At 65.1% G+C, this 24,507-nt stretch carries 25 protein-coding genes; 11 read left to right on the forward strand and 14 right to left on the reverse strand.

Annotated elements, in window-relative coordinates:
• Positions 1-13 precede the first annotated feature (13 nt).
• Together BJL86_RS03560 and BJL86_RS03565 are read right to left on the reverse strand one after the other, a co-directional pair.
• On the reverse strand, positions 14-901 hold the full coding sequence (locus tag BJL86_RS03560; RefSeq protein WP_067472608.1) for a hypothetical protein: 888 nt from the start codon (positions 899-901) through the stop codon (positions 14-16).
• Between the two features lie 157 nt (positions 902-1,058).
• Entirely contained in the window at positions 1,059-1,883 is an 825-nt protein-coding gene (locus tag BJL86_RS03565; RefSeq protein ID WP_156515235.1) for a hypothetical protein, read from the reverse strand.
• Positions 1,884-2,033: 150 nt separating this feature from the next.
• On the opposite strand from BJL86_RS03565, the gene BJL86_RS03570 reads away from it, so the two are divergent.
• Together BJL86_RS03570 and BJL86_RS03575 are read left to right on the forward strand one after the other, a co-directional pair.
• On the forward strand, positions 2,034-3,272 hold the full coding sequence (locus BJL86_RS03570; protein WP_067472613.1) for an acyl-CoA dehydrogenase family protein: 1,239 nt from the start codon (positions 2,034-2,036) through the stop codon (positions 3,270-3,272).
• Entirely contained in the window at positions 3,272-4,084 is an 813-nt protein-coding gene (locus BJL86_RS03575; RefSeq protein ID WP_067472616.1) for an SDR family oxidoreductase, read from the forward strand. Before BJL86_RS03570 ends, BJL86_RS03575 begins: the two co-directional genes overlap by 1 nt.
• 61 nt (positions 4,085-4,145) lie before the next feature.
• On the opposite strand, the gene BJL86_RS03580 is transcribed toward BJL86_RS03575, so the two are convergent.
• Together BJL86_RS03580 and BJL86_RS03585 are read right to left on the reverse strand one after the other, a co-directional pair.
• Positions 4,146-4,715, reverse strand: a complete 570-nt coding sequence (locus tag BJL86_RS03580) for a hypothetical protein (protein WP_156515236.1) — start codon at positions 4,713-4,715, stop codon at positions 4,146-4,148.
• 119 nt (positions 4,716-4,834) lie between these two features.
• Entirely contained in the window at positions 4,835-5,827 is a 993-nt protein-coding gene (locus BJL86_RS03585) for a TIGR03557 family F420-dependent LLM class oxidoreductase (protein WP_067472619.1), read from the reverse strand.
• 137 nt (positions 5,828-5,964) lie between these two features.
• On the opposite strand from BJL86_RS03585, the gene BJL86_RS03590 reads away from it, so the two are divergent.
• The 3 genes from BJL86_RS03590 to BJL86_RS03600 all read left to right on the forward strand — a co-directional run bounded on the left by BJL86_RS03590 (position 5,965) and on the right by BJL86_RS03600 (position 8,513).
• Positions 5,965-6,654: an HAD family hydrolase gene (locus BJL86_RS03590; RefSeq protein ID WP_231887142.1), complete on the forward strand. Its 690-nt coding sequence runs from the start codon at positions 5,965-5,967 to the stop codon at positions 6,652-6,654.
• Positions 6,655-6,718: 64 nt separating this feature from the next.
• On the forward strand, positions 6,719-7,336 hold the full coding sequence (locus BJL86_RS03595; protein WP_067472621.1) for a TetR/AcrR family transcriptional regulator: 618 nt from the start codon (positions 6,719-6,721) through the stop codon (positions 7,334-7,336).
• 22 nt (positions 7,337-7,358) lie between these two features.
• The gene (locus BJL86_RS03600; RefSeq protein WP_067472624.1) at positions 7,359-8,513 is read left to right on the forward strand and encodes an acetyl-CoA C-acetyltransferase; all 1,155 of its coding nucleotides are present in this window, start codon (positions 7,359-7,361) and stop codon (positions 8,511-8,513) included.
• A 97-nt stretch (positions 8,514-8,610) separates the two neighbouring features.
• On the opposite strand, the gene BJL86_RS03605 is transcribed toward BJL86_RS03600, so the two are convergent.
• From BJL86_RS03605 to BJL86_RS03620, 4 genes are read right to left on the reverse strand one after another with little or no spacing between them, the layout of a single operon-like run.
• Positions 8,611-9,690, reverse strand: coding sequence for an NAD(P)H-dependent flavin oxidoreductase (locus BJL86_RS03605; RefSeq protein ID WP_067472627.1), 1,080 nt, complete (start codon positions 9,688-9,690; stop codon positions 8,611-8,613).
• Positions 9,687-10,463, reverse strand: a complete 777-nt coding sequence (locus BJL86_RS03610; RefSeq protein ID WP_067472630.1) for a CoA-transferase subunit beta — start codon at positions 10,461-10,463, stop codon at positions 9,687-9,689. The genes BJL86_RS03605 and BJL86_RS03610 overlap by 4 nt, the downstream gene beginning before the upstream one ends.
• On the reverse strand, positions 10,460-11,347 hold the full coding sequence (locus BJL86_RS03615; protein WP_067472712.1) for a CoA transferase subunit A: 888 nt from the start codon (positions 11,345-11,347) through the stop codon (positions 10,460-10,462). Before BJL86_RS03615 ends, BJL86_RS03610 begins: the two co-directional genes overlap by 4 nt.
• 54 nt (positions 11,348-11,401) lie before the next feature.
• Positions 11,402-12,193, reverse strand: a complete 792-nt coding sequence (locus tag BJL86_RS03620) for an enoyl-CoA hydratase family protein (RefSeq protein ID WP_067472632.1) — start codon at positions 12,191-12,193, stop codon at positions 11,402-11,404.
• A gap of 86 nt (positions 12,194-12,279) precedes the next feature.
• Between BJL86_RS03620 and BJL86_RS03625 the strand changes: the two genes are divergently transcribed.
• On the forward strand, positions 12,280-13,110 hold the full coding sequence (locus BJL86_RS03625) for an SDR family oxidoreductase (protein WP_067472634.1): 831 nt from the start codon (positions 12,280-12,282) through the stop codon (positions 13,108-13,110).
• A gap of 80 nt (positions 13,111-13,190) precedes the next feature.
• Positions 13,191-14,108, forward strand: a complete 918-nt coding sequence (locus tag BJL86_RS03630; protein ID WP_067472635.1) for an SDR family oxidoreductase — start codon at positions 13,191-13,193, stop codon at positions 14,106-14,108.
• Positions 14,109-14,110: 2 nt separating this feature from the next.
• Here the strand turns inward: BJL86_RS03630 and BJL86_RS03635 are convergent, their stop codons facing one another.
• Complete coding sequence (locus BJL86_RS03635; protein ID WP_067472636.1) at positions 14,111-14,893, reverse strand: alpha/beta hydrolase; 783 nt, start codon at positions 14,891-14,893, stop codon at positions 14,111-14,113.
• 216 nt (positions 14,894-15,109) lie between these two features.
• Complete coding sequence (locus BJL86_RS03640) at positions 15,110-16,276, reverse strand: steroid 3-ketoacyl-CoA thiolase (protein WP_067472638.1); 1,167 nt, start codon at positions 16,274-16,276, stop codon at positions 15,110-15,112.
• 330 nt (positions 16,277-16,606) lie between these two features.
• Between BJL86_RS03640 and BJL86_RS03645 the strand changes: the two genes are divergently transcribed.
• Together BJL86_RS03645 and BJL86_RS03650 are read left to right on the forward strand one after the other, a co-directional pair.
• A complete protein-coding gene (locus BJL86_RS03645) occupies positions 16,607-17,869 on the forward strand; it encodes a cytochrome P450 (protein ID WP_067472641.1) in 1,263 nt (420 codons plus the stop codon).
• Positions 17,870-17,995: 126 nt separating this feature from the next.
• Entirely contained in the window at positions 17,996-19,051 is a 1,056-nt protein-coding gene (locus BJL86_RS03650) for an alpha/beta fold hydrolase (protein ID WP_082908380.1), read from the forward strand.
• On the opposite strand, the gene BJL86_RS03655 is transcribed toward BJL86_RS03650, so the two are convergent.
• Genes BJL86_RS03655 through BJL86_RS03665 form a run of 3 tightly spaced genes read right to left on the reverse strand, consistent with a single transcriptional unit; the run spans position 19,038 to position 21,275 of the window.
• Entirely contained in the window at positions 19,038-19,829 is a 792-nt protein-coding gene (locus BJL86_RS03655; protein WP_067472644.1) for an NAD-dependent deacylase, read from the reverse strand. The two genes, BJL86_RS03650 and BJL86_RS03655, sit on opposite strands and share 14 nt — an antisense overlap.
• 58 nt (positions 19,830-19,887) lie before the next feature.
• Positions 19,888-20,772 carry a TIGR03619 family F420-dependent LLM class oxidoreductase gene (locus tag BJL86_RS03660; protein ID WP_067472647.1) on the reverse strand — a complete coding sequence of 295 codons (885 nt, stop codon included), beginning with the start codon at positions 20,770-20,772 and terminating at the stop codon, positions 19,888-19,890.
• Between the two features lie 32 nt (positions 20,773-20,804).
• Positions 20,805-21,275 carry a nuclear transport factor 2 family protein gene (locus BJL86_RS03665; protein ID WP_075844823.1) on the reverse strand — a complete coding sequence of 157 codons (471 nt, stop codon included), beginning with the start codon at positions 21,273-21,275 and terminating at the stop codon, positions 20,805-20,807.
• 158 nt (positions 21,276-21,433) lie between these two features.
• On the opposite strand from BJL86_RS03665, the gene BJL86_RS03670 reads away from it, so the two are divergent.
• Entirely contained in the window at positions 21,434-22,465 is a 1,032-nt protein-coding gene (locus BJL86_RS03670) for an LLM class F420-dependent oxidoreductase (RefSeq protein WP_067472650.1), read from the forward strand.
• On the opposite strand, the gene BJL86_RS03675 is transcribed toward BJL86_RS03670, so the two are convergent.
• Positions 22,462-23,382: a DMT family transporter gene (locus BJL86_RS03675; protein ID WP_067472652.1), complete on the reverse strand. Its 921-nt coding sequence runs from the start codon at positions 23,380-23,382 to the stop codon at positions 22,462-22,464. The genes BJL86_RS03670 and BJL86_RS03675 overlap by 4 nt on opposite strands.
• Positions 23,383-23,517: 135 nt before the next feature.
• On the opposite strand from BJL86_RS03675, the gene BJL86_RS03680 reads away from it, so the two are divergent.
• Positions 23,518-24,405, forward strand: coding sequence for a LysR family transcriptional regulator (locus tag BJL86_RS03680; protein ID WP_067472655.1), 888 nt, complete (start codon positions 23,518-23,520; stop codon positions 24,403-24,405).
• The last annotated feature ends 102 nt before the right edge of the window (positions 24,406-24,507 follow it).

Genomic DNA, 24,507 nt, shown 5'->3' on the forward strand with positions numbered 1-24,507 from the left:
GGTGAACCGGCTGTCAGGCGTTGCGAATTTTCTCCACCTGCGCGGCGAACACCTCTTCGGCCTTGGCCTGGTAGGCCTCCTTGTCGACTTCTTGTGGGTTGCCCATCAACTCTCCGGTCTCGGGGTCGAGACCGGAGAAGGGAGCGCCGTACGCAGAGACGAAGACGCCGTCGACCACTCCTACGAGTTGCAGTTTGGCGACGGGGAATTCCTGGCCCATGGCTGATTCGGTGCCCTCGATATAGAACGCGAAGAACTTGTCGACTCCCTCGGGAGCTTCGGCTTCGACCCCAGAGACCGAGATGTCCTGGGAGGTTTTCCCGAAGTCGGGGCCAAGCATTTGCTCGATCTCCGGGGTGATCTCGTATCCGGAGTTCGCGGTCTGCTCCTTGACGAAGTCCGAGAGATCGGCTTCGAAGGAGTAGTGGGGGCATTGTGACACTAGTTGAGGTGCCTTGCCGGCCAATTCCACGTCGGAGGACAGGGAGACGCCGGCAAGCTTCGAGTTGTCTTCGTATCCGCTCATTCGGAGCTCAAGCCCCGCGGAATCTTCACCGCCGTAGTTTGCGAACTCCTTGCATTCTGCAGGTTGGAACTCGACATCGTCCGGTACCTGCGATACCAGGTCCTGCATCATCCCGTCGGGGCCGAGTGGCTCGAAGTTGAGCCCAGGGACCTCCTCGCCGGTGAGGATGAGTTCGGACAGAGGTGCTTTGGGGGCGGCGTTCTCCTCTGAACCTTCGCCTTCGCCCTCGGCGGCCTGCGTCTGCTCTGTGGCACCGGAGTCCGGGGTCGCGTCCTCGTTCTCGGTGGAGCAGGCGGTCAGCGCTGCGGCGGCGGCAACTGCGGCGACGGCGCAGGTGACGCGGCGGAGGCGGGTCTTCGGTAGCGAGGCGTCCATGGTTTTTCCTTTTCGATGGTCTGTCCGGTCGGTGGATTCGGCGCGATGCCGGGGCTGGCGGGGCAGAGAAACGGCCCACCCAGTGGATGCACCGGGTGGGCCGAAAGTTCCGAGTCCATGAAAATGGGTCGGATCGACACAACGTGGCCGAGAGATGCTAGCCGTTCTGCAGCTTCTGGGCCTGTTGATTGAACAGGTCGAGGGCGCGCTGCTCGGCCTCGGGCGAAATCGGTCCCGCATTGGATTGCGCGTTGACCTGGATCGCTGTGCCGCCCACGTTGCCCGAGACCAAGAAGATTCCGGAAGTGACGGGTTGTCCCTGGATATCGGCGTTGGACGTGTTCTTGACCGCGAAGAAGTCCTCGGCGCCCTCCGGGGCCGTGGCGCCGGTGACCTCGTTGGTCATCTGGTACGTGATCTGCTGAGGCTGACCGTCCTGACCGGGCAAGTCCATCGTCATCTGCACATCGCCACACTGCTCGAACGCCGAGGTGTAATCCGTGGCTGTCGCCGAAGGATCGTTGAGAACAAGGGTAAAGGCGGTGTCGGGGATGTTCGGGTCCTGGCCGAGGCGACCCACCGCCGCACTGGTGTCGGCGCCACCGGTTCCCTGGAGCTTCTGGAAGACGTCCGCACATTCCGGCGGCTCGGAATGCATCGACGTATTACCGGTGAGCTGCTCGGTAAGCGTTCCGGTCTGCGCGAACTGCTCCTGGGTGATCTCCTGCAGCGCAAGCCCCTCGACCTCTTCGGCGCCGAGTGCTTTCTGCTCGCGCTCAGACCGCTTGGCCTCGGCCTCCGGGTTGGCCTCGCCCTCTTCCGTGGTGACCTCCGCGGACTCGGACGCAGGGGTCTGATCTGCGTCGTCGGCGGAATCATCGGAGCTGCAGGCGGCCAGACCGCTCAATGCGAGAACGCCGGCGCCCAGGGCCGCGACGGACCTCGTCCGCAGGGAATTTCGGTGAATGCCTCGAATCGTCATGGTCATGAGTGTATGTAACATCGCGCACTTTGCGCTTATCCGCGCTGGAGATCGCGCTGAGAATACTTAACTCCGACGTCATGCGCGAATACGAGCGGCGGCGGTGGGACACCAAGGACCAACCAAGCAATTGCTTGGTAGGCTGGGTGCATGACTGACGAGTTTCCGGAGCGCCCGAGCGCCGCGGGGCAGACCCCCGAGGAGTTCGCGGATGAGTTCAGGGCGTGGCTCGACGAGAACCTGACCGGCGATTTCGCGGATCTGCGTGGCACCGGCGGTCCGGGTAGCGAGCACCAGTTCTTCGCGCGACGCAAAGAGTGGGAGCGGCACATGGCGGCCGCCGGCTGGACGTGCGTGGGTTGGCCGGTCGAGTATGGCGGGCGCGGGGCGAGTCTCGCGCAGCAGGTGCGTTTCCACGAGGAGTACGCGAAGGCCAATGCGCCGGCGCGTGTGTCGCATCTCGGGGAAACGCTGCTCGGTCCCACCCTCATCGCGCATGGAACCGAGGAGCAAAAGCGGCAGTTCCTGCCGAAGATCGTGGCGGTCGAGGAGCTGTGGGCGCAGGGGTATTCGGAGCCGAACGCCGGCTCCGACCTGGCGAACGTCGCGACGACGGCGCGGCGGGATGGCGACGATTATGTGATCACGGGACAGAAGGTGTGGACCTCGCTCGCGCACCTGTCGCAGTGGGCGTTCGTCATCGCGCGGACGGAAGAGGGGTCGAAGCGGCACAAGGGACTGAGCTTTCTGCTCGTTCCGTTGGATCAGGACGGGGTCGAGATCCGGCCCATTCAGCAGCTCACCGGCACCAGCGAATTCAACGAGGTGTTCTTCGACGGAGCGCGTACGTCCGTGGATATGCGCGTCGGCGCCGAGGGGGAGGGGTGGAAGGTCGCGATGACGCTCCTCGAGTTCGAGCGTGGGGTGTCGACACTTGGGCAACAGGTCGGATTCGCGCGGGAGCTCGAGCGGCTCACCCAGCTCGCGAAGGACACCGGGCAGGCGCGCTACCCGGCGATCCGCGAGCGGATCACCGACGCGTGGATCGGCCTCAAGGTGATCCGCGCCCATGCGCTGCGCACGCTCGCCGACCGCGACAGCAGCGGCGGGAACGCGTCGGCTGCGAAACTGTTGTGGGCGAACTGGCATCGCGACCTCGGTGAGCTCGCGATGGCGATCCAGGGCGCGCCGAGTCTGCTCGGGCCCACCGAGACGTCCGAGGGCGACGCAAACGACCTTCACGACCCAGAGCACCTCGAACTCGCCGAATGGCAGCGGATTTTCCTGTTCACCCGCTCGGACACCATCTACGGCGGATCCAACGAGATCCAGCGCAACATCATCTCCGAGCGCGTTCTCGGACTCCCACGAGAGGCAAGGCCACAGTAATGAATGACAACCGCCCCGCATCCCCGCTCGCCGTCGTTCCCGAGGAGACCCCGGGCCACGGGCTCCTTGCGGGAAAGAAAGTGGTCGTGACGGCGGCCGCCGGAACCGGCATCGGCTTCGCTTCTGCTCGGCGCGCGGCGCTCGAGGGTGCCGACGTGGTGCTTTCGGATTTCCACGAGCGGCGCCTGGGCGAATCCGTCGCTGCGCTCGCGGAGGAGTTCCCGGGCCAGCGCATCGACGGGATCACGTGCAACGTGCAGTCGACGGCGGACGTCGACGCGCTCATCGCCGGCGCCGCGGAGAAGCTCGGGCAGATCGATGTGCTCATCAACAACGCCGGTTTCGGCGGCGAGGGCGAGCTCGTCGACATGTCCGACGAGGACTGGGACCGCGTCCTCGACATCACGCTCAACGGCACGTTCCGCGCGACGCGTGCCGCTTTGCGCTACTTCCGCGATGCTCCGCACAACGGGGTGATCGTCAACAACGCTTCCGTGCTCGGCTGGCGGGCCCAGCGCGCGCAGGCGCACTACGCAGCCGCGAAGGCCGGGGTCATGGCGCTCACTCGTTGCTCGGCGATCGAGGGTGCGGACTTCGGCGTGCGGATCAATGCGATCGCACCGTCCATCGCGCGGCACAAGTTCCTCGAGAAGTCCGCGCCCGGCGAGCTGCTCGACTCCCTCGCCGCGAAGGAGGCCTACGGCCGCGCGGCCGATGTCTGGGAGGTCGCCGCGACCGTCGCGATGCTCGCCTCCGACTATGCGACGTACATGACCGGCGAGGTCGTCTCCATTTCCTCCCAACGCGCCTGACGCCGGACGTCCTGGAATTCCAGGACGCCCGGCGTCAGGGGTGGTGCTTTGCGCGAAGGGGTTAACTGACCCCGCCGCTGGCGAGGAGGCCGAGCAGCGTCGGCAGCGAAGCGGACGCCGCAGCGAGGTTCTCTCCCGAGGAGCCGGACTGGATAGAGCCGAGCCCGGCTTCGACGGGGTTGCCGACGATGACGGCCGGTTCGATACGGGCACCGCTGTCGAGTAGGCAATACGAGACGATCGAGTAGACGTTGCTCGGCACGTCCTTGGCGGTCACGGTACGAGACGGCGTGAAAATGGGGGCAAGCCCAGCTGCAGGGCTACCGCTATTCGTCTTGAGCGGGGTGACGTCCGGATCATTTCCGCCGAGGACGTCCAGGATCGCAGGGAGGTTCATCGAGGTGAACTGCTCGGCGAGAGTGGGGGCCTTGGCAGTTGTGACGAGCGCGGCGACGCAGGTGTCGGCGATGTCTCCGTCTTCGAGGGCAAAGGTCACTGACACGGAATTTCCGTTGACGACGTGGTTATTGGAAACAGCGTTGGCGGCGCCGGCGCCGAGTGCCGAGGCGCCGAGGGCGAGAGCGGAAGTGGCGGCGACGGCCGCGACCCGTGTGCGAAAACGTGAGAACATGAGATTCCTCTGAGGATTCGGGGCGCGCGCGGAGGTCGCGGCCATGATCTAGGTCACAGAACAGTATAAACCGAATTTCACACGGGTGTCACTAGAGGGGACAAAGTTATTGATGTTGTTTACGGGGCGGCTTCTCGAAGCCTGGCGAGAAGCGGTTCCGCAGCCTCGGCGAGGAAGCGGTCCAGGGTGGAATCGCCGATCTGGATCAACGCGACATCGGTGAAGCCCGCCTCCCAGTAGGGTCGGATCTTGTCGACCATCGCATCGAGATCCGGGCCGCACGCCAACTGCTCGGCGACATCGTCCTCACGCACGAATGTCGTGGCGCCGTCGAAGCCGGCGGTCGTGGGGAGGTCGGCGTTGACGGCCCAACCGCCTGCGAACCAGCGGAATTGCTCGTGTGCTCGCCGAATCGCCGCCTTCTCGGATGTCGGGTCCCAGCTGATGGGGATCTGGCCGATCGCCCTCGATCCGCCGCCGATGGGAGCGTCGGAATGGCTGGAGTTCCACTGTTCGACCAGGTCCGCATTCGGCTCGGTGGCGATGAGGTGGTCGCCGAGATGGCCGAAGGCGTCCAAGGCTCTCGGCCCGCCGGCGGCCACGCCGATGGGAACTCCGCCGTCAGGAATGTCCCACAGGCGAGCGGACTCCACGCGAAAGTGCTGCCCCGAAAAGTCGACCATTCCGCCGGCGAGAAGGGCGCGAATGATCTCGAGGGCCTCGGCAGTCATCTCGTGGCGGGTGTGTATGGCCGGCCATCCGCGCCCCACCACGTGCTCGTTGAGGTTCTCGCCTGAGCCGATCCCGAGCATGAATCGACCATCGGCGAGGATCTGCATCGTGGCCGCCTTCTGTGCGACCACGGCGGGGTGGTAGCGCAGTATCGGACACGTGACGTACGTGCACAGGTCGATGGTTTCGGTGGCATGCGCCACTGCCCCGAGCACGCTCCAGACATACGGTGCGTGCCCTTGTGTGGAAAGCCACGGGAAGTAGTGGTCCGAGGCGACCTCGAAATCGAACCCTGCACGTTCTGCCGCGGCGGCGTAGCGGACGAGATCTTTCGGCCCGGATTGTTCGGTCATGAGTGTGTAACCAAATCGAGTACCCATCTCACGATTGTGAACCCTAAAGTGCGTCAGCGCATCTCAACCTAACGTCCACTTTGTCGGCCTTGTTCATTCGCGCCTCGCGGAGGAGTATGGGGGCGCGGGTTCGAATCGGGCCCGTGGAGTGGAGGGCAAGCATCATGGCGAACAAAGCCCTACTTTTCGACGTCGACGGGACGCTGGTCGACTCGACCTACGTGCATGTCGAGTGTTGGTGGGCGGCATTCATCGAATGCGGAATCGCAGTGCCACGCGTCGAGATACACCGGCGAATCGGTATGGACGGGGCATTGCTGGTGAGGGAACTCCTGGCGACCTTCGGAGGCGACCATGTCGATGCCGCCGGAGCGGCCGGACTGGCCAATCAGATCAGCGCGCTCCACGGGCGCTACTATTCGGCCGACGCAGTCCGGTTGCGTCCGTTGCCGGGTGCGCGAGAGCTGCTTCGCGCGGGGCGGGAAGCCGGTTACACCGTTGTGCTGGCCACCGCTTCGTCGCCGGAGGAATTCGACATCGCGCGCGACGTGCTCGGATGCGATGAGGAAGTGTCGGCTGTGACGACGGGCGACGACGTCCACAGGGCCAAGCCGGATTCTTCCGTGGTCGATCTGGCGGTACGCCGCGCCGGTGTCGCGCCGAGCGACGCGATCATGATCGGTGACGCAACGTGGGATGCAATCGCCGCCGGTAAGGCGGGCGTTCCCTCGATCGCCGTCCGTACCGGAGGGATCGGCGAGGCCGAGCTACGCGGTGCCGGGTACACGCGGATCGTCGAAGGGGTCGATGTCCTCTGGCGCGAGATAGTCGCGAGCGGCGCAATCTCTACCTGAGGTGTCTCGATCCCGACTTCGGGCCACGACCCCAACCAAGCGCTTGCTAGGTTATAGTGGGGGAATGGCGCAGAAGACGGAGCAGGCGCGAACGAAATCCGGGGCGATGCAGTCCCGTCGGGCGGAATTGCTGGAGATTTCCGCTCGCCTCTTCGCGGAGCAAGGCGTACGGGCAACGACGGTACGCCATATCGCCGACGCCGCCGGCATTCTGTCGGGCAGCCTCTACCATCACTTCTCGTCGAAGGAAGCGATCGTCGACGAGGTGCTCCGTGAGTTTCTCGACGGGCTGTTCGCCACCTATAAGGAGATCGTCAGGCAAAATGCCGGCCCGCGCGACGCTCTGGAAAGGCTCGTGCGTGCGTCGTTTCAGGCGATTCACGATTCCCGCGACCAGGTGGCCATCTATCAAGACGAGATCAAGCACTTGCAGGGGATTCCCCGGTTCGACTATCTCGAGCTGCGCAACCGCGAGTTCCGCGACATGTGGATCGAGGTTCTCGAGGCGGGACAGGCCAGCGGTGCCTTTCGCGCCGACCTCGACCCCAACCTCACCTACCGGTTCATGCGCGACACCGTGTGGGTGGCCGTTCGCTGGTATCGACCCGGCGGGAAGGTCTCGCAAGAAGAAATCGCCGACCAATACTTGCGCATAGTCCTCGACGGGCTTGCGGACGACTAATTTCGATCACCCAGGAGTTCACATGGTTCAGGAAGCGTTTGTAGTCGAAGCACTGCGCACCCCGGTGGGTAAGCGTGGCGGGAGCCTGTCGGCCGTTCACCCGGCCGACCTCGGCGCGCATGTGCTGAAGGAGGTCTTCAACCGCACGGGCCTCGATCCGGCCGTGGTCGACGACGCGGTGATCGGCTGCCTCGACACCATCGGTCCCCAGGCCGGCAACGTCGGCCGTTCGGCTTGGCTTGCAGCCGGGCTCCCGCTCGAGGTTCCCGCCACCACCGTCGACCGCCAGTGCGGTTCGTCGCAGCAGGCGATCCACTTCGCTGCACAGGGGGTCATGTCCGGCACCCAGGATGTCGTCGTCTTCGGCGGCCTGCAGAACATGAGCGCTCTTCCCATTTCCTCGGCGATGACGGCGGGCCGCGAATACGGCTTTGACGATCCGTTCACGGGATCGAAGGGATGGACCGAGCGCTTCGGTACCCAGGAGATCTCCCAGTTCCGCGGCGCGCAGATGATCGCCGATAAGTGGAACTTGTCCCGCGAGCAGATGGAAGAGTTCGCGCTGCGCTCGAATGAGCGGGCATTCGCGGCGATCAAGGAGGGGAAGTTCGAACGCGAAATCGTCCCGTTTGGCGATTTCGCCGTGGACGAGACCCCTCGCGAGACCTCGATGGAGAAAATGGCGGGACTCAAGCCGCTCGCCGAAGGGGGAACGTTGACCGCGGCCGTCGCCTCACAGATCTCCGACGGCGCTTCCGCCGGCATCATCGCTTCCGGTGATGCGGTAAGGAAGTACGGTCTCAAGCCCCGTGCTCGCATCGTCAATCTCACCGTTCGCGGCGACGATCCCGTCTTGATGCTCACCGGGCCGATCCCGGCGACCAAGTACGCGCTCGACAAGGCCGGCCTGAGCATCGATGACATCGACGTCGTCGAGATCAATGAGGCCTTCGCCCCGGTTGTGCTCGCGTGGCTCGCCGAAACCGGTGCCGACATCGATCGGGTCAACCCGAACGGCGGCGGAATCGCGCTCGGTCACCCCCTCGGTGCGACCGGCGCGAAGCTGTTTGCCACGTTGCTGAACGAACTGGAGCGCACCGGCGGCCGCTACGGCCTGCAGACGATGTGCGAGGGCGGCGGCACCGCAAACGTGACGATCATCGAGCGTCTCGACTAACCCCGCAGCTGCTCGCCCACGCGGAAAGCGCCCGCAACCTGAGATGTCCAGGTTGCGGGCGCTTGTGTCGGATCAGTGTGGACCCCTGCGGCCCCGATCAGCGACCGGGTAGGGCGGCCAACCGTTCGTGGGCCTGCGCCATGATGCGCTGGATCACCTCGTCGCATGAGGGAAGGTCGTCGATCATGCCGACCACCTGCCCCGAGGCGAGAACCCCTGCGTCGGTGTTTCCCTCAACGAGCCCCGCCTTGAGCAACATCGGCGTGTTCGCGGCCATGACGATCTGCTGCCACGTGCGGTCCGAAGACTTCTTCATGTTGAGGCCGTCCTTGGCAAGGGCCTGCCACTTCATGCCCGTCATCGACTTGAACTTCTGCGCGTTTCGCACCGCCGCGACGAGGCTCTTCCCGGGATTGCCGGATTCGAGAGCGTTGACGAGCCCGGTTCGAAGGACGCGGTGCGGCATTCCGTCCACGCGCGTCGAAACGACAGTGTCCTGCAAGCCGCGCTCGAGGTATTGAGCCTTGACCTCGTCGGGCACGCGGCTGTCGGAGGTGAGCAGGAAGCGAGTGCCCATCGCGATGCCCGATGCACCGTAGGCGAGCGCCGCGACGAGTCCGCGCCCGTCGAAGAAACCGCCGGCGCCGACGACGGGGATCGAGGTGTTCCCCGGGCCGCCGAGCGCATCGATGACCGAGGGAAGTAGCAGGGTCGTTGCGACTTGCCCGGTATGTCCTCCGCCCTCGCCGCCCTGGACGATGACCGCGTCCGCGCCCCAGGAGGCGACCTTGACCGCGTGCTTGGCGGCGCCGATCGAGGGGATGACGACGAGACCGTTGTCTTTGAGCCGTGCGATAAGCTCCGGCTTCGGTGCGAGCGCGAACGAGGCGACCTTGACGCCCTCGCGAATCATGAGCTCACAGCGGGCCTCCGCGTCCTCGGCGTCCGCGCGGAGGTTGACCCCGAACGGCTTGTCGGTGAGTTCCTTGGTGCGACGGATCGCCTGTTCGAGTTCGTCGTACGTCATCGTCGCCGAAGCGAGAATTCCGAGCCCTCCCGCGTTTGCGGTCGCCGCCGTCAGATGTGGGCCCGACACCCACCCCATTCCCGTCTGCACGATGGGGTAGTCGATCCCGACGAGCTTCGTGAAGTCGGTCTCCAGTGCCGCCGCGCTCACTTGATGTCCTCTTCGCGGGGTACCTCGCGGAAGCGCAGTCCCTTCGGGTCGACGAGCTCGTTGAGAACGTAGAGCTCCTCCTCCGACGGGGCGCGCGTAGGTTCGGCGGCGTCCAGACCCGAGACCTCGAACGAGGTGTTCTCGCGCACCTCGTCGGCGGATACGCCGGGGTGCAATGTGCGCGCGTGGAGCGTCCCGCCCGGACCTGAGAAATCGAAGGAACCGAGGTTGGTCACCACGCGGTGCAGGTGGTGGAATCGAAACGCCGGATCCCCCTCGTCGTAGCGGTCGTAACCGATTCCCGAGATGACGTCGACGGACTCACCGAAAACGCGGGCGGAGTGCTTCGCCACCCAGTAGCTCGTCGCGTGATTGATGGAGTTGCCGGGAGCTCCGCGCACCCCGAACATCTGGCGCTTGGGCTGCTCGAGCGGACCGAAGGCGGAGATGTTCTGGTTGCCGAACTTATCGATTTGGTTGGCGCCCATCACGACGTGCCGCTTGCCATTCGCTAGGGTGTCGAAGACGCGCCCGAAGGGTATCCACCCCTCGAGGTCGGCGACCTTTCCGACGGCCGGCGTCGAGCCGAGGAACTTCGACTCGCCGTCGGAGATGAGGAGGTCGGGTTCGGTGGTCAGGCGCGCCAGCCGCGCACCGACTGTAGCCATCGGTGTCATCGGGGACGCGAAGATCTCTCCTGCTCCGGCGAAGATCTCCGCACAGGCGATTGCGCAGTAGTCCGCGCGCTCTACTCGAGTAGTGGGGGTGCTCATTTGGTGTCTCCCTTCGCGGCGTTCTCGGCGGCGAATGCCTTGACGGCGTCCTGATAGTCGGATTCGGTCCCGGAGAGGAACCGCTGGTGGAACTCCTCCCACGTGTCGTCCTGCTTCGCGGCCTGCGCGTAGTGGCGTTGGAAAGCCTCGTCGCGCCGGTAGGAGCCGGAGAACGTGAAGTGCGCCCCTCCCGGAGCCTCGGCGACTGCGTCGACCTGCATGCGGTTGAGGAGCATGCGCTCGGCGCCGACTTCGGCGATGAGTTCGTCGGCCGAATCGACGATTTCGTCGACTTCGAGTAGGCGAAGGTCGGCGGAGTTAGCGAACAGGTCGTCCATGTACGGGTCGACCCCGGTGTAGGCGGCGTTGCCGTGCTTGTCCGCCTTGTCCAGGTGGATGAGGGCCGCGTCCAGCCGAAGGGCGGGCATGGCGAGAAGGGTTTCCTTGGCGCTGTCGGTCGACGCGATCGGCCCTTCATAGCCGTACGGGGAGTCGACCGTCGCGAGTTCGCCGTTCCAGAAGTCGATCACGGAGGATCCGAGTCCGGCGCGAATCGGAAGGTAGGGGAGGCGTTGCGACGCAGCCTGCAGGCCGGCGCGCACCATGCCCTCGTCCATCTCGCGCACCTCGATCGATCCCTCGGTGCGGCGGCGCGCAAACCACGGATCGTAGAACGGGGCCGAATCGAGCGAGACGAAGCCGTAGTAGGCGCGCTTGACCTTGCCCGCGGAACACAGCAAGCCGATGTCCGGTCCGCCGAAGGCAACAATCGTCAGGTCTTTGAGATCGGAACGCAAGATCGCGCGGACGAGAGCCATGGGCTTGCGTCGCGATCCCCAACCGGCGATGCCGATGGTCATCCCGTCAGAAAGTTGGCCGACCATCTCGTCGAGGGTCGAGCGCTTATCGCGCTTGGCGGGTGGGGTGAAATCCACTGCTCAGGAGTCCTTTCCAGTAGTGTCGTTCTGCGAACGTGTGTCGAGATTCTTGCCGGAGGAGACGAACTCGTCGCGGTGCTCATCGGCGACGCCGGCGAGGTTGAGCTCGAAGGTGAAGCCCTGCTCGAAGCGATACGACTTCTTCACGTCGACCGGATCGATGCCGTTGAGGGCCTCCTTCGCGGCGCGCAGTACGCGCGTGTCCTTCGCGGCCATCTGCTCCGCGAGCTCCCGCGCGGCCTGGTCGAGCTCTTCTCTGGGGACGACGCGGTGCACGGTGCCCCAGCTGTGGAGCTGCTCCGCCGTCACATTTGTAGAGGTGTAGTACATGGTGCGAAGCGCGTGCGGGGGAACCATTCGAGCGAGGTGGGTGGCAGCGCCGAGCGCGCCGCGGTCGACCTCGGGAAGGCCGAACTTCGCGCCCTCGGACGCGACGATCGAATCCGCGTTGCCTACCAAGCCGATACCGCCACCAACGCAGAACCCGGCCACAGCCGCAATCACCGGAACCTCGCATTCGTATACCGCGGCGAAGGCAGCGAAGCAGCCGCGATTAGCGGCGATGAGGTGGTCGAACCCCTCGAACTGCTGCATTTCCTTGATATCCACGCCGGCATTGAATCCCTTGCCCTCCGCGCGGAGTATCACGACCGAAACCGCGCGGTCTCGGCCCGCCTCGCGCAGTGCGTCGGCGAGCTCGAACCAGCCCGCCGACGGAATGGCGTTGACCGGCGGATAGTCGACCGTGATGGTCGCGATCCCACCGGATTCCTTCTCGATACTGATGCCCATCGGGCCACCTTTCGCACAACAACTTCGAGGTGCAATCCCCGCAAGCAACCAAACGCTTGCTTGGTTTGCTTGTTACGATAGCACTTATGAACGCATCGCTTAGTTCTTCCTTGGTGCCGAGTGGGGTGGATCTCGCAGGGCTCGGCCTCTCCGGGCGCGTGGCGCTGGTCACCGGAGGCGTCCGCGGCGTCGGCGCGGGTATCTCGCGCGTGCTGAGTGCGGCCGGCGCGACCGTCATCACCTGCGCGCGCCGACCCGCCGACGAACCCGATCTGGCCGCCCTCGAGTTCCACAGCGCCGATTTGCGCGATCCTCAGGCCGTTGCCGGGCTGATGGACGAGATCGTCGCTCGCCACGGAAGGCTCGACATCGTGGTCAACAATGCCGGCGGCGCGCCATTCGCCATGGCGGCCGAGGCCAGCGCGAACTTCCACTCGAAGATCGTCGCCCTCAATCTCCTCGCCGGCCTTACCGTCGCTCAAGAGGCGCACCGGGTCATGACGTCGGGCGCGGCATCCGCTCAAGCGCCCGTCGGCGGCGCGATCGTCAACATTTCCTCGGTATCGGCACACAGGCCGTCCCCGGGCACGGCGTCCTACGGCGCTGCGAAGGCCGGGGTCGACTCGCTCACCCGGTCGCTCGCGGTCGAATGGGCGCCGCATGTTCGGGTCAACTCCGTGGTCGTCGGCCCGGTCAAGACCGAACTCGCCGAAATGCACTACGGAGATAGTGATGGCATCGCGGCCGTCGACGCCACGGTGCCCATGGGTCGTATGGCAGACCCCGCCGATGTGGGCCACGCGGTGTCGTTCCTCGCCTCGCCCCTCGCCCGATTCATCACCGGAGCGGAGCTGCTCGTACATGGGGGAGGGGAACGACCGGCGTTCCTCGAGGCGTCGACGGCGAACAAGAGTTAGCCGCACCGCCAAGAGCGCAGGGCACGACTGTTCAATAAACGATCGGAACCCGTGTGGAAGCGGGAGAAAAGAGAATTGACATGGGAATCTGTGATGGTCGCGTAGTCATCGTCACCGGCGCGGGCCGCGGACTCGGCCGCGAGCATGCGCTCGCGTTTGCCGCCGCCGGCGCGAAGGTGGTCGTCAACGACCTCGGCGCCGGTCTCGATGGCGCCGACACCGGCGAGCATCCCGCCGAGCAGGTCGTCCAGGAAATCATCGATGCCGGTGGCGAGGCCGTCGTCAACGGAGCTGACGTGGCGGATTGGGAGCAGGCAGCGGGGCTCGTCGCACAGGCGGTAGACACCTTCGGCCACCTCGACACCATCGTCAACAATGCCGGATTCCTGCGGGACAAGATGCTCGTATCGATGTCCGAGCAGGACTGGGACAACGTCACGCGTGTGCATCTCAAGGGTCATTTCGCGGTGCTCAACTATGCCGCGAACTACTGGCGCTCCGAGTCCAAGGCCGGCAGACCGCGCGCGGCCCGCGTCGTCAACACCACCTCCGGCGCGGGGCTGTTCGGGTCCGTGGGGCAGGGCAATTACGCAACCGCGAAGGCGGGAATCGCGCTATTGACCATCCAGGCGGCCGCCGAGATGGGCGGCTACGGGATCAACGTCAACGCGATCGCGCCCGCTGCCCGTACCCGCATGACTACTTCCGCCGGGGATGCGATGGCTTCGGCGATGGCCGCGCCAGCGGACGGGTCCTTCGATGCAATGCATCCGGGCAACGTCTCGCCACTGGTGGTCTGGCTCGGCTCGGATGCCGCGGCCGACGTCACGGGGCGGGTTTTCGAGGCCGAGGGTGGAAAGGTCACCGTGTGCGACGGGTGGCAGCGAGCCGCCGGCGCCGACAAGGGTGAGCGCTGGAGTCCGGAAGAGCTTACCGAAGTCATCCCCGGGCTGTTGTCGGAGTCGCCGGCCCCGGTTCCGGTCTACGGCGCCCGTTAGGGCTAGCCGGAAGCAGACGCGTCGTCGCGGTCTTCCTGCAGGTAGGCCGCGATGTCGTCGTCACCGGTGATCGCGCGAAACGTTGCGAGCGAGTTCTCGATCGGTGGCGTGTGCCCGACATAGGACATCGGGTGCACCGAAACCGATGGCGAGCCGGAGCTGCGGTACTGCGCGAGCGCGATGGACGGGTCCACGCGCTGGTCCGCGGTGCCGAACAGCACGGTGGTGGGGATGTTGAGCCCAGCGAGCCTGTCCGCCAGTGGCTTGGCGGCGAGGTAGGAGTCGATCGCCTCGGTGGAATCGACAAAGGTCTCGTATGGGGTGCGCAGGAATTCGTCGACGGTGGACTGCGGGACCTGGTATCCGGGAGCGAAAGCGCTCGCGAGCCCTCGTCGCGCGGCGCGCTCTCCCATTATCCGCCACATCGCCGCGCCGACCCGCCGGTTGCGGAGAGCCCGCTCGGTCCGGTGCTTCGAAGAAAGCCGTGATTCTACAGATGTAGGGGAATTGAGGAGGACCAAGCGTTCGACCAGTTCGGGTCGGCGCTCGGCGAGTGCGACGGCGACGAGCCCACCCATCGAATGGCCGACAATCGTGCCGGACGCCGCGGGCACGGACATCGCCGAGGCGACCCGGTCCGCCTCGTCCTCGATGGACCCGTCCATGACGAGCGTCGGCGCGAGAATGTCTGTCTTTCCATTCGACAGTTCCTTGCGCATCCGCATTTTGACGGCGGACCACACATTCGGCGATGACGCCAGGCCATGCAGCAGTACGTAGCGCACGTTCGTCCTCCGGGAAATTCAAGGGGTCGGGGGGCGATTGGGGAGCCGCCCGAGGGTGTGCAAGCGACTACTCGACCAAGCGCCGCCGACGTCATGCAGTGTATTCCCAGAAAACTTTCAGGCATTCATTGGCTTAGGCGTGTTCACATTTTGACTGAGCGGTAATCCGTTCCGCGCCACCGGATCTCGGTGCCGCGCCGCGGCGCCACGGCCGCGCTAGATCCGTTCGATCACCGAAGCTGAGGCCTGTGCGCCGCCGGCGCACATGGTCACCAGGGCGCGTTCGCCATCGCTGCGCTCGAGCTCGTGCAGTGCGGTGGTGATCAAGCGAGCGCCCGTCGAGCCCACGGGGTGGCCGAGGGCGATCGCACCGCCGTTGACGTTGACCTTGTCCATATCCGGGCCATGGACCTGGGCCCAGCTCAGGAGTACGGATGCGAAGGCCTCGTTGCATTCGAAGAGGTCGAAATCGCCGATCGACATGCCTGAGCGCTCGAGCACTCGCGCGGTTGCCTGTACCGGCCCGTCGAGGTGGAACTCGGGCTCGCCGCCGACGAGCGCTTGGTGGGTGATCCGTGCGCGCGGCGTCAGACCTTGAGCCCTGGCGACGTCCTCGTCCATGAGAAGTACGGCCGCCGAGCCATCGGACATCTGCGATGAGGTTCCTGCAGTGTGCATGCCACCCTCGATCACGGGCTTGAGTCCTGCGAGCGCCTCCGCAGTCGTTTCCCGCAGGCCCTGATCTTTGGTGACCGTGATGTCCGCGCCGGTGTAGGTCCCGTCCTTCTGGCGCTCGGGGGCTGTGACGGCGAACGTCTCGCGATCGAAGCGGCCTTCTTCCCACGCGCGTTGCGCCTTGCGTTGCGACGCCACGCCCAGCTCCTCGAGGTCCGCGCGGCCGAGACCGCGGCGGCGGGCAATTCTATCGGCGGCGGTGAACTGGTCGGGGAGGTCGATGTTCCAGTCGTCGGGTCGGGGCATGCCATTGGATCCATCGCCGACGGCGGCGCGGAGGGAAAGCCACGACATCGACTCGACACCGCACGAGATCCCGGCGTCGATTGCGCCCGCGGCGATGAGGTTGGCGATGAAATGAGTGGCCTGCTGGGCCGAGGAGCACTGGCAGTCAATGGTCGTACAGGCGGTCTGCCACGGCAGTCCCGAGGCGAGCCAGGCGCCGCGGGTGACGTTGTTTCCCTGGGCCCCGGCCTGAGTCACGCAACCCCCTACCGTCTGCTCGACGAGGGCGGCGTCGATGCCGGCCCTGCGGATCACTTCCTTCTGCGATGCGCCCAGCAGATGCGCCGGGTGAAGGCCGGAGAGGGCGCCGCGCGCCTTGCCGATGGGGGTGCGAACTGCCTCGACGATGACGGGATTTCCCATGGTGGTCCTTCCTCGTGGGCTGCGCGGGGGTTTCGATTGAGCGCAGGTAGAGCGGCATTGGGCGGGTGCCGGCGAGTGATGGCAGCCGCAACAGTCGGACGATTGTCCGACAAGGAGTTCTTTCTTGCGGAACTTCCTCTTCCATTATTGAAACATGTTCTAGTATGGTCACTGAAACGTGTTCTAGATTACGTTTTGAAAGTGTGATGAGTCACAACGGCTAGACGGGCCGAACCTGGTTCCCTCTCGGAGGGGCGAGTGGGTGTGGACGCACTTTCTCGCGATATTGACGACTCATCTAGGACGGGCATCTTCGTCTAAGGAGCAACGATGACCAACGCCACGACGCCCGAACTCAGCATTCCCGCAGGGTTCGATTTCACCAGTCCGGAATTGTTCGCCAAGCGCATTCCGCACCCGGAATGGAGCGAACTGCGCAAAGCCGAACCCATCCACTGGGTAGAGATCGAGCCGGGGAGCGACGGTTTCAAGGACGATGGCTACTGGCTCGCTTCGAAGCATGAGGACATCAAGGAGATCTCCCGGCTCACCAACGATTATTTCATCACCAACCAGCACACGGCGATCCCGCGCTACGCCCCCGGGACCGAGGACGACATCCTCGAGATGATCAAGCTGCTGATCATCAACCAGGACGGTGAAGACCACAAGATGCGCCGCCGGACGATTTCCAAGGGATTCACGCCCCGAAATATCCGATCGATGCGCGAGGCTCTCGAGGCGCGCGCGAAGGATATCGTCGAACGAGCAGCGGCGAAGGGCTCGGGCGATTTCATCGTCGAGGTCGCGTCGGAGCTGCCGTTGCAGACCATTGCCGAACTTCTCGGTATCCCACAGGAAGACCGTTTCAAAGTTTTCGAGTGGTCGAACAATATGGCCGGCTACGACGATCCGGACGTGGCCGAGGCCTCGCACATCGCCGCCGCACAGATCCTCGAGTACGCGATGGAGATGGCCGGAAAGCGCGAGGCCGAGCCTGAAGACGATCTCATCTCCAAGCTCGTGCACGCAGACGTCGACGGGGGCAGGCTCACTCCCGACGAGTTCGGCTGGTTCTTCATTCTTCTCACATTCGCCGGCAACGAGACGACCCGCAATGCCACCACCCACGGGATGATCGCCTTCCTCGACAACCCGGAGCAGTGGGAGCTGTTCAAGTCGGAGCGCCCGGAGACCGCCTACGACGAGATTCTCCGGTGGGCCACCCCGGTCATCCAGTTCCAGCGCACGGCAGTAAAGGAAATCGAGATCGGCGGCAAGACGATCAAGCCGGGCGAGCGCGTTGTCATGGCCTACGGTTCCGCCAACTTCGATGAGGACGTCTTCGACGATCCGTTCACTTTCGACATCACGCGTGAGAACAACCCGCACGTCACTTTCGGTGGTAACGGACCGCACTACTGCATCGGTGCAAACCTCGCGAAGCTGCAGATCGAGCTCATCTTCAACGCAATCGCCAATCACCTCCCGGATATGGCCTCCCTCGGGGACCACACGCGACTTCGCTCCGGTTGGCTCAACGGCATCACCGAGTGGCCTGTGAATTTCTGCCCGGCTGCCAAGGCGAACTAGGCGCCGGCAACACAAACGAAGCTCGACCAACACCGCAAACGTCGGCATCGGAGGCACCCACGGGGCCACTCCGGTGCCGACGGGGCCACTCCGGTGCCGACGTTGGCGTAGGAGAGGAATACGAACATGGAAGAAGCATTCGGCGGGAAGGTGCGCGCCGCGGGCTCCGCAGACGGCGTCACGATCGCGTATCTCGACTGCCCGCCGTCAACAAGTGACACGCCGCAGTCCGGGACGGCGCCGACGATCGTTCTGCTCCACGGATTCCCGCATTTCCACTACACATGGCACCGCCAGATCCCGGTGCTACAGGAGGCCGGTTGGCGCGTACTCGCACCGGACATGCGAGGTTTCGGAGCCTCGAGTGCTCCGGTCGGTGCGCAGTATTACACGCCCCAACCGATAACCGGCGATATCGAAGCTGTACTAGACGATGCGGGGATAGGCTCCGATGAGCGGGTTGTTCTCTGCGGTTTCGATTTCGGCGCCGGCGCGGCCTACGACTTCTGCCAGCTCAAGCCCGAACGGGTGGGCGCCGTAGTCGGCTTCGAGAACCCCTTCGTGGCAGCATTCGGAGATCATCCGCCGAGCCAGGCATTCGCGGCAATGGCCGAGAAGCACTTCTTCCACATGCACTATTTCCAGGAGCCTGGTCGTGCGGAGGCGTCGATGGACGCCAATGCCCGCACCTTCCTCGAGCGCGTGTTCTGGGCGTTGTCGGCCGACTTTCATTATCTCGACGTGTGGAAGCACCCCGCAGGCACCGACTATCTTGATGCCCTCCCCGAGGCGCCGTCGCTGCCGTGGACATGGCTGAGCTCCGAGGAAATGGACCGGTACGAGCGCGAGTTCGCACGCACCGGATTCACCGGGCCACTTCAGTGGTACCGCGCGATCGACGCACAATGGGCCGAGCGTAAGGCTTTCGAGCGCACCACCAACCCCGTGCCGTTCTACTTCGTCTATTCCGAGCATGATCCCGATCTCGAGGGATTCCACGGGCGCGAGCCGCTCAAGAAACTCGACCGCTACCATGACGACGTACGAGCCGTACGAGCTGTCGGCCGCGCCGGTCACCTCATGCATCTGGAGGCGACGGACGACGTCAACCGCGAGTTGTTGTGGTGTCTCCGAGATGTCTCGGAGGCGGGGTTACTCGGCGCGGGCGTTACCGACCGGTAGCCGCGGACACGAGCGCGGGCAGGCCCACCGCGGCCGTCGTGCGCCACGACCAGGTGGCCACGGACGTCAGCCCCGTGTCGTCGGGGCTGATCTCGAGAATGGGTACCCCGCGTTCTGAAGCGACGAGCGGCAGGTTCGCGGCGGGGGTGACAACCCCCGAGGTGCCGACGATGACGACGAAATCCGTCTCGCGCATGGACTCTTCCGCGCGTTCCCAATCCGACATCGGTAGTGCCTCGCCGAACCACACCACGCCAGGACGGACCAGATTGCCGCACAGGGAACACTTCGGCGGGGAGAGCCGCTCCACGGGCTCGACAGGGAACTCGGGGTTGGCGGCGGGCTTCTCGCAGATCGTGCAGCGAAAGGCGAACAGGCTGCCGTGGAGGTGCGCAACATCTTCGGAGCCGGCCCGTTCGTGCAGATCGTCGATGTTCTGGGTCGTCACGTGCACCCGGCTACCGTGCGATGTGCCCCAGCGGGCGATGGCCTCGTGCCCGGCGTTGGGGGCTGCGCGCCGCGCGAGCGTGGCGCGCCAGAGATACCAAGCCCACATGGGGTCGGGGTCGGAAGTCCACGAGTCCACGCTCGCCAGCGCCTGGGGATCCACCTTCGACCACAGTCCGGTCTGCGCGTCTCGAAACGTGTCGAGCCCGGAGTCGGCGCTCATCCCGGCTCCGGTGAATACCTCGATCCGGGTGGCTTCCCTGGCCGCAGAGGTAAGCGTCGCAGGAAGCGAATCGTCGGGTCCGAGCACGTTCGAGCCGAAATCGGTCATGTCCCAAGGTTAACGGCACCGTGAGGAACTGAGGGCACACCCCGAAGAATGACGGCGCTCAGCCGCGAATGTATTTATCGGCGAAGGTCTCCATGGTCGCGATCTTGTCCTCGACGGGTGCGTCGAAACCGAGGCCGGACATCATCCACGGCATCACGATGACGTCGGTGACCCCCGCGCCCGCGAGATCTGCGAACCCGGCTGTCCCGAACTTGTCCATCGAGACGACCTGAATCGCGAACGGTGCGCCGTCGCCGCGATCGGCGAGGCTGCGTCCTCCGGCGCGGAGATTCTGCTCGAGGGTGGCGATGACTTCGGTGAGCTGGTCGAACTCGATCATCGCCGAGGTCCACCCCATGCCGACTCGTGCCGCGCGGGACAGCGCCTTCTTCGTATGTCCACCGATGTAGAGCGGGATCGGCTCCGAGGGCACCGGCGCGAGAGACATCTCGTCGAACTCGAAGTGCTCGCCGGAATAGGTGAAGAAATCTCCCTCACCTGCGATTCGGAAGATGTCGAGCATCTCGTCCACACGGGCGCCGCGCTTGGCGAAAGGAACTCCGCACCACTCGAACTCGTTGGGATCCCAGCCGATCCCGACACCGAGATCGAGCCGATTGTTCGACATGATCGCGACAGACGCCGCCTGTCGGAACAGCAGGAGCGGCTGACGCGGGCCGAACTTCACCACTGAGGGGCACATGCGAATCGTCGACGTGGCCTGTGCCATCGCCATGGCACCGATAAATGGCTCGACCCACGGAGTGTTTTCGTCCCACATCCGCGAGCCGTCCGGGGTGTACGGGTATTCCTTGTCCTGCTTGCGCGGGTAGAACAGCGAATCGGGAAGCGTGATCCGGGCGAAACCCAGCCGCTCGGCTGCCTGGGCGAGAGGGACAAGCTGGTCAAGCGGGGTGAACGCGATCGGAATCGAGAAATCCACGGCGAAGTTCTCCTCGTCGGTAGTGGCGCCGGTCAGGACGCCGGGTGGATGGTGGCCGAGGCGCGTTCGAACTCCCAGAACGCACGCAGGTTGAGAAGAACGCCGGACGAGTTCACCCGGTAGTTGATGACGATGTCGGTGTCCATCACGTTGTCGCCGAGTCCGACGCGGAGGGTGCCGAGGAACACGATCTCGTCGCCGCAGGCGAGTGCGTCGAGCATGTCGAATTCCAGTGAGCTCGTGACCGCGATCGACGCGTCGAAGAAGTCCGAGAGCATCGATTTGCCCCGCTGCCCGGAGCCGTCTTCGGAATACATCGAAGGGCCGACGGGGTCCTCGACCACGGCGTCGTCGGCGAAGGCGGAAAGCCAGAACTCCTTGTCCCGCGCCATCGCGCCCGCCCAGGACTTGCGTGCCGCCGCGTATGCGGGGTGCGCTCTCGCGGCCTCGGACGCTCGTGGGGGATGGGGAAGGGAGTCGAAAATCTCGGCGGCGCTGGACATGCGCGCTCCTCCGTCGTCATAAAAGGTGTGCCAGAACCCGCAGTGGAATCCCGTCGGGCGATGATGGCGCAACTGTAACACGTTCTAGTTTTGCGGCGAGGGCATTCGGGCGCGGAGTTCCCGTGCGCAGCACACGTGGCGCGGGGCACAATGGGGGCATGAAATTCGCATTGACCCTGGGATACTGGGGCGCTCAGCCGCCAACCAACCACGCAGAACTGATTCGGGCGGCGGATGAGGCCGGTTTCGATGCCGTGTACACGGCCGAATCGTGGGGCTCGGATGCCTTTACCCCGCTCGCCTGGTACGGCAGTCAGACGAAGAACATCAAACTCGGCACCGCTATCGCGCAGATGAGTGCGCGCAACCCCACCAGCACCGCGATGCACGCGCTCACCCTCGACCATCTCTCCGGTGGGCGCGCGATCCTGGGGCTGGGCGTGTCCGGGCCGCAGGTCGTCGAGGGGTGGTACGGCGAGCCGTTCCGCCGCCCGCTCGCCCGTACCCGCGAATACGTCGACGTCGTTCGGCAAGTGCTCGCGCGCGAGGCGCCTGTGACCTCCGAAGGGCCCGCTTACACGCTGCCGTACCCGGGTGAGGATGCGACCGGGCTGGGAAAGGCTCTCAAGCCGATCGTGCACCCCTTGCGCGCCGACCTGCCGATCTACCTCGCCGCCGAGGGGCCCAAGAACATCGCGCTCGCCGCCGAGATCGCCGACGGATGGCTCGGTTTTCTCGCGTCACCGCGGCAGGCCGAGCAGTTCAACGCCTGGCTCGACGAGGGGTTCGCGCGGCCCGGAGCCCGCCGCAGCCGCGCCGATTTCGAGGTCGCGTTCCAGGCGATGGTGCACATCACCGACGAACCGGAACCGGTATTCGACATGTACCGGCCGTTCGTCGCGCTGTACGCCGGCGGCATGGGCTCGGAAGACACCAACTTCCACGCCGACGCCATTCGGCGGCTCGGCTTCGACGACGAGGTCGAGAAGATCACCGAGTTGTTCCGTTCCGGACGCAAGGACGAGGCGGCCGCGGCGGTCCCGAACGAGATGATCGAGGCGATGGCCATCATCGGCAACGAAGAGCATGTGCGCTCCGAGGTGCGTAAATGGGAGGACGCAGGTATTACGACGATGTGTGTTACCGCCGGAAGCGTCGAGGAGATCCAGGCTTTCGGGCGGCTTACCTAGGCGCTCGAACTGGACTCGCGCGGCCGCCTCGAGGCCTCGTTCTCGACGGGTGTGCTTCGGGCGCCGCGCCGCCTAATCCCCAGGAAACACGCGGCGGCACCGATGACGAGCCCGACAACCACACCGAGGTCGGGGCGCTCACCCATGATCGCCCACGACAGCAGCGCCGCCATCGATGGGATGATTCCGAAAAGCAGCGATACCGCCGCCGCACCTGCTTGCTTGATGGCCGCCATATACAAGGTCGCGGCCACGACCGAGTTCGCCACGACGAGGATCGCCACCATCCAGACTGCCTGGGGCGCGTTCGTCACCTCTTGCTTCGTGAGGAGCGTGAATACCCCGGCCGGCACGATCGCGGCGACGATCCCAATCGCGTTCGAAGCGACCGGGTGCCCTGTGGTGAGGTACCGCTGCTGGTAGATGCCGCCACCCGCGAGACCGAACACCGCGAGAACCACCCACAGAACGGCGGCATCGATGCGGCCTACGTCGAGCAGGCGTCCCGCGAAGGCCGCTCCGATCGCCAGCACCGCGAGCGCCACCGAGGCCGCCCGGCGCCGGTCGAGACGCTCGCCGAGCGCCCGCGTGGCGAGGGCCGCAGTGAGCACCGGGTTCATCGCGATGATGAGCGCCACGAGCACCGGGGACACTCCCAGGCGCATCGCCTGGTAGCAGCCGACGAACTGCACGCCCTGGGAGAGAACCCCGACGACGGCGGCGTGCACGGCGAATTTGCCCCGCGGCCATTCCAGCCGGAGGGCCGTCGCAATACATGCAAGGATGACGGCGGAGGCGACGAATCGCGAGAGAAGCACGATCCCCGGCGTCGCCGCGCGGACTGCCAGGGCGCCGATGGGATAGCCCAGTGCGTAGAAGAACGCGGTAGATAGCGCGAGCGACGGGGAAATCTTCATGCCCTCTATCTTTGTCGTGTGCAAGTGTTGCTGTCCAATGAAGTATTCTGAATCAACCGTTCTCGAATTAAGAACGGTCGGCAGGGTCTCGTCTGGCACGATAGCTGCGCCGGGCTGCGGTGTTAAGCTGGCGGGGTGCCCCGCACCTTTGACATCGTCCCTCTGCGTTCGCTCGTCGCCGTCGCGACCACCGGCGGTGTCCGCCGCGCAGCTCAGTCCCTGGTCATCACGCAGTCGGCCGTGAGTCAGCACCTCCGGCGCCTCGAAAAGGAATGCGGAGCCCCGCTCGTCCGCCACGATGGCCGTGGAATCGCATTGACCGAGGACGGCGAGCGGCTCTTGTCGTTTGCTCGAGCAATTCTCGCCGCGCACGACGATGCCGTGAGTTATTTCGATAAGGAATCAGACTCGATCGTCATCGGGTCCGCGCAAAATTCTGCGGCGCTCGTGCTGCCCATGCTCGCCGGTCCGCTCCGCGAGGCGTTCCAGCCGGTCGATGTCAGGCTTCTGCTCGATCGCAACCGCACTGTCCGCGAGCTCCTCGAACGCGGTGAGATAGACATCGCGGTGACCACGAGGATCGCTCCCGAGATCTCTCCGCGTGAGGAGGGTTTCCGGCTGCGCTGGTTGTGGGGTGCCGGGGTGCCGGATCCGAGTGAGGGTGCGGAGGTGCCGCTGGTCGTTTTCACCCCGCCGTGCACCTTGCGCCAACCGACCTTCGATACGTGGAGTGCGTCCGGGCGCCGGTGGCGGGTCGCCGCCGAGGTCAACGACCTGGCGAGCGGACTCGAGGCAGTCCGGCATGGGGTGGGTACCATGCTCGCCCCGGTGATGGAGAAGATGCCCGATGGGCTACGCGAGTTGCCCGGGGCGCCGCCGGTATCGGCGATCCAACTGGTCGTCGTGCGGACCTCGTCCACCTCGGCAGAGCTCGTCGATACCGCCCGAGCTATTCTCGCCGCGCACGTGGGCACCGAACGCGTGGAAACCCAGGACCACTCGCACTTCGCGTTGCCTTCCTAGAATTCGGCGCTGCTCGCGCGGCCTTTCGCGGTGCCGGAGACCCGGTATTTCGCAATCGAGTTCTGCGACTTCCCCGGTGGTTTCCGGAAAGGGGTTTCCGGA

This window comes from Dietzia timorensis (genome assembly GCF_001659785.1).
GTDB lineage: Bacteria > Actinomycetota > Actinomycetes > Mycobacteriales > Mycobacteriaceae > Dietzia > Dietzia timorensis.

Excerpts from the sequence above, each read along its gene's own strand:
- BJL86_RS03625 (WP_067472634.1), top strand. The coding sequence starts at position 12,280 with ATGAACGCATCGCTTAGTTCTTCCTTGGTGCCGAGTGGGGTGGATCTC.
- BJL86_RS03600 (WP_067472624.1), top strand. The coding sequence starts at position 7,359 with ATGGTTCAGGAAGCGTTTGTAGTCGAAGCACTGCGCACCCCGGTGGGT.
- BJL86_RS03665 (WP_075844823.1), bottom strand. The coding sequence starts at position 21,275 with ATGTCCAGCGCCGCCGAGATTTTCGACTCCCTTCCCCATCCCCCACGA.
- BJL86_RS03590 (WP_231887142.1), top strand. The coding sequence starts at position 5,965 with ATGGCGAACAAAGCCCTACTTTTCGACGTCGACGGGACGCTGGTCGAC.
- BJL86_RS03560 (WP_067472608.1), bottom strand. The coding sequence starts at position 901 with ATGGACGCCTCGCTACCGAAGACCCGCCTCCGCCGCGTCACCTGCGCC.
- BJL86_RS03570 (WP_067472613.1), top strand. The coding sequence starts at position 2,034 with ATGACTGACGAGTTTCCGGAGCGCCCGAGCGCCGCGGGGCAGACCCCC.
- BJL86_RS03630 (WP_067472635.1), top strand. The coding sequence starts at position 13,191 with ATGGGAATCTGTGATGGTCGCGTAGTCATCGTCACCGGCGCGGGCCGC.
- BJL86_RS03640 (WP_067472638.1), bottom strand. The coding sequence starts at position 16,276 with ATGGGAAATCCCGTCATCGTCGAGGCAGTTCGCACCCCCATCGGCAAG.
- BJL86_RS03565 (WP_156515235.1), bottom strand. The coding sequence starts at position 1,883 with ATGACGATTCGAGGCATTCACCGAAATTCCCTGCGGACGAGGTCCGTC.
- BJL86_RS03675 (WP_067472652.1), bottom strand. The coding sequence starts at position 23,382 with ATGAAGATTTCCCCGTCGCTCGCGCTATCTACCGCGTTCTTCTACGCA.
- BJL86_RS03650 (WP_082908380.1), top strand. The coding sequence starts at position 17,996 with ATGGAAGAAGCATTCGGCGGGAAGGTGCGCGCCGCGGGCTCCGCAGAC.
- BJL86_RS03620 (WP_067472632.1), bottom strand. The coding sequence starts at position 12,193 with ATGGGCATCAGTATCGAGAAGGAATCCGGTGGGATCGCGACCATCACG.
- BJL86_RS03610 (WP_067472630.1), bottom strand. The coding sequence starts at position 10,463 with ATGAGCACCCCCACTACTCGAGTAGAGCGCGCGGACTACTGCGCAATC.
- BJL86_RS03595 (WP_067472621.1), top strand. The coding sequence starts at position 6,719 with ATGGCGCAGAAGACGGAGCAGGCGCGAACGAAATCCGGGGCGATGCAG.
- BJL86_RS03655 (WP_067472644.1), bottom strand. The coding sequence starts at position 19,829 with ATGACCGATTTCGGCTCGAACGTGCTCGGACCCGACGATTCGCTTCCT.
- BJL86_RS03580 (WP_156515236.1), bottom strand. The coding sequence starts at position 4,715 with ATGTTCTCACGTTTTCGCACACGGGTCGCGGCCGTCGCCGCCACTTCC.
- BJL86_RS03645 (WP_067472641.1), top strand. The coding sequence starts at position 16,607 with ATGACCAACGCCACGACGCCCGAACTCAGCATTCCCGCAGGGTTCGAT.
- BJL86_RS03670 (WP_067472650.1), top strand. The coding sequence starts at position 21,434 with ATGAAATTCGCATTGACCCTGGGATACTGGGGCGCTCAGCCGCCAACC.
- BJL86_RS03585 (WP_067472619.1), bottom strand. The coding sequence starts at position 5,827 with ATGGGTACTCGATTTGGTTACACACTCATGACCGAACAATCCGGGCCG.
- BJL86_RS03575 (WP_067472616.1), top strand. The coding sequence starts at position 3,272 with ATGAATGACAACCGCCCCGCATCCCCGCTCGCCGTCGTTCCCGAGGAG.
- BJL86_RS03615 (WP_067472712.1), bottom strand. The coding sequence starts at position 11,347 with ATGGTCGGCCAACTTTCTGACGGGATGACCATCGGCATCGCCGGTTGG.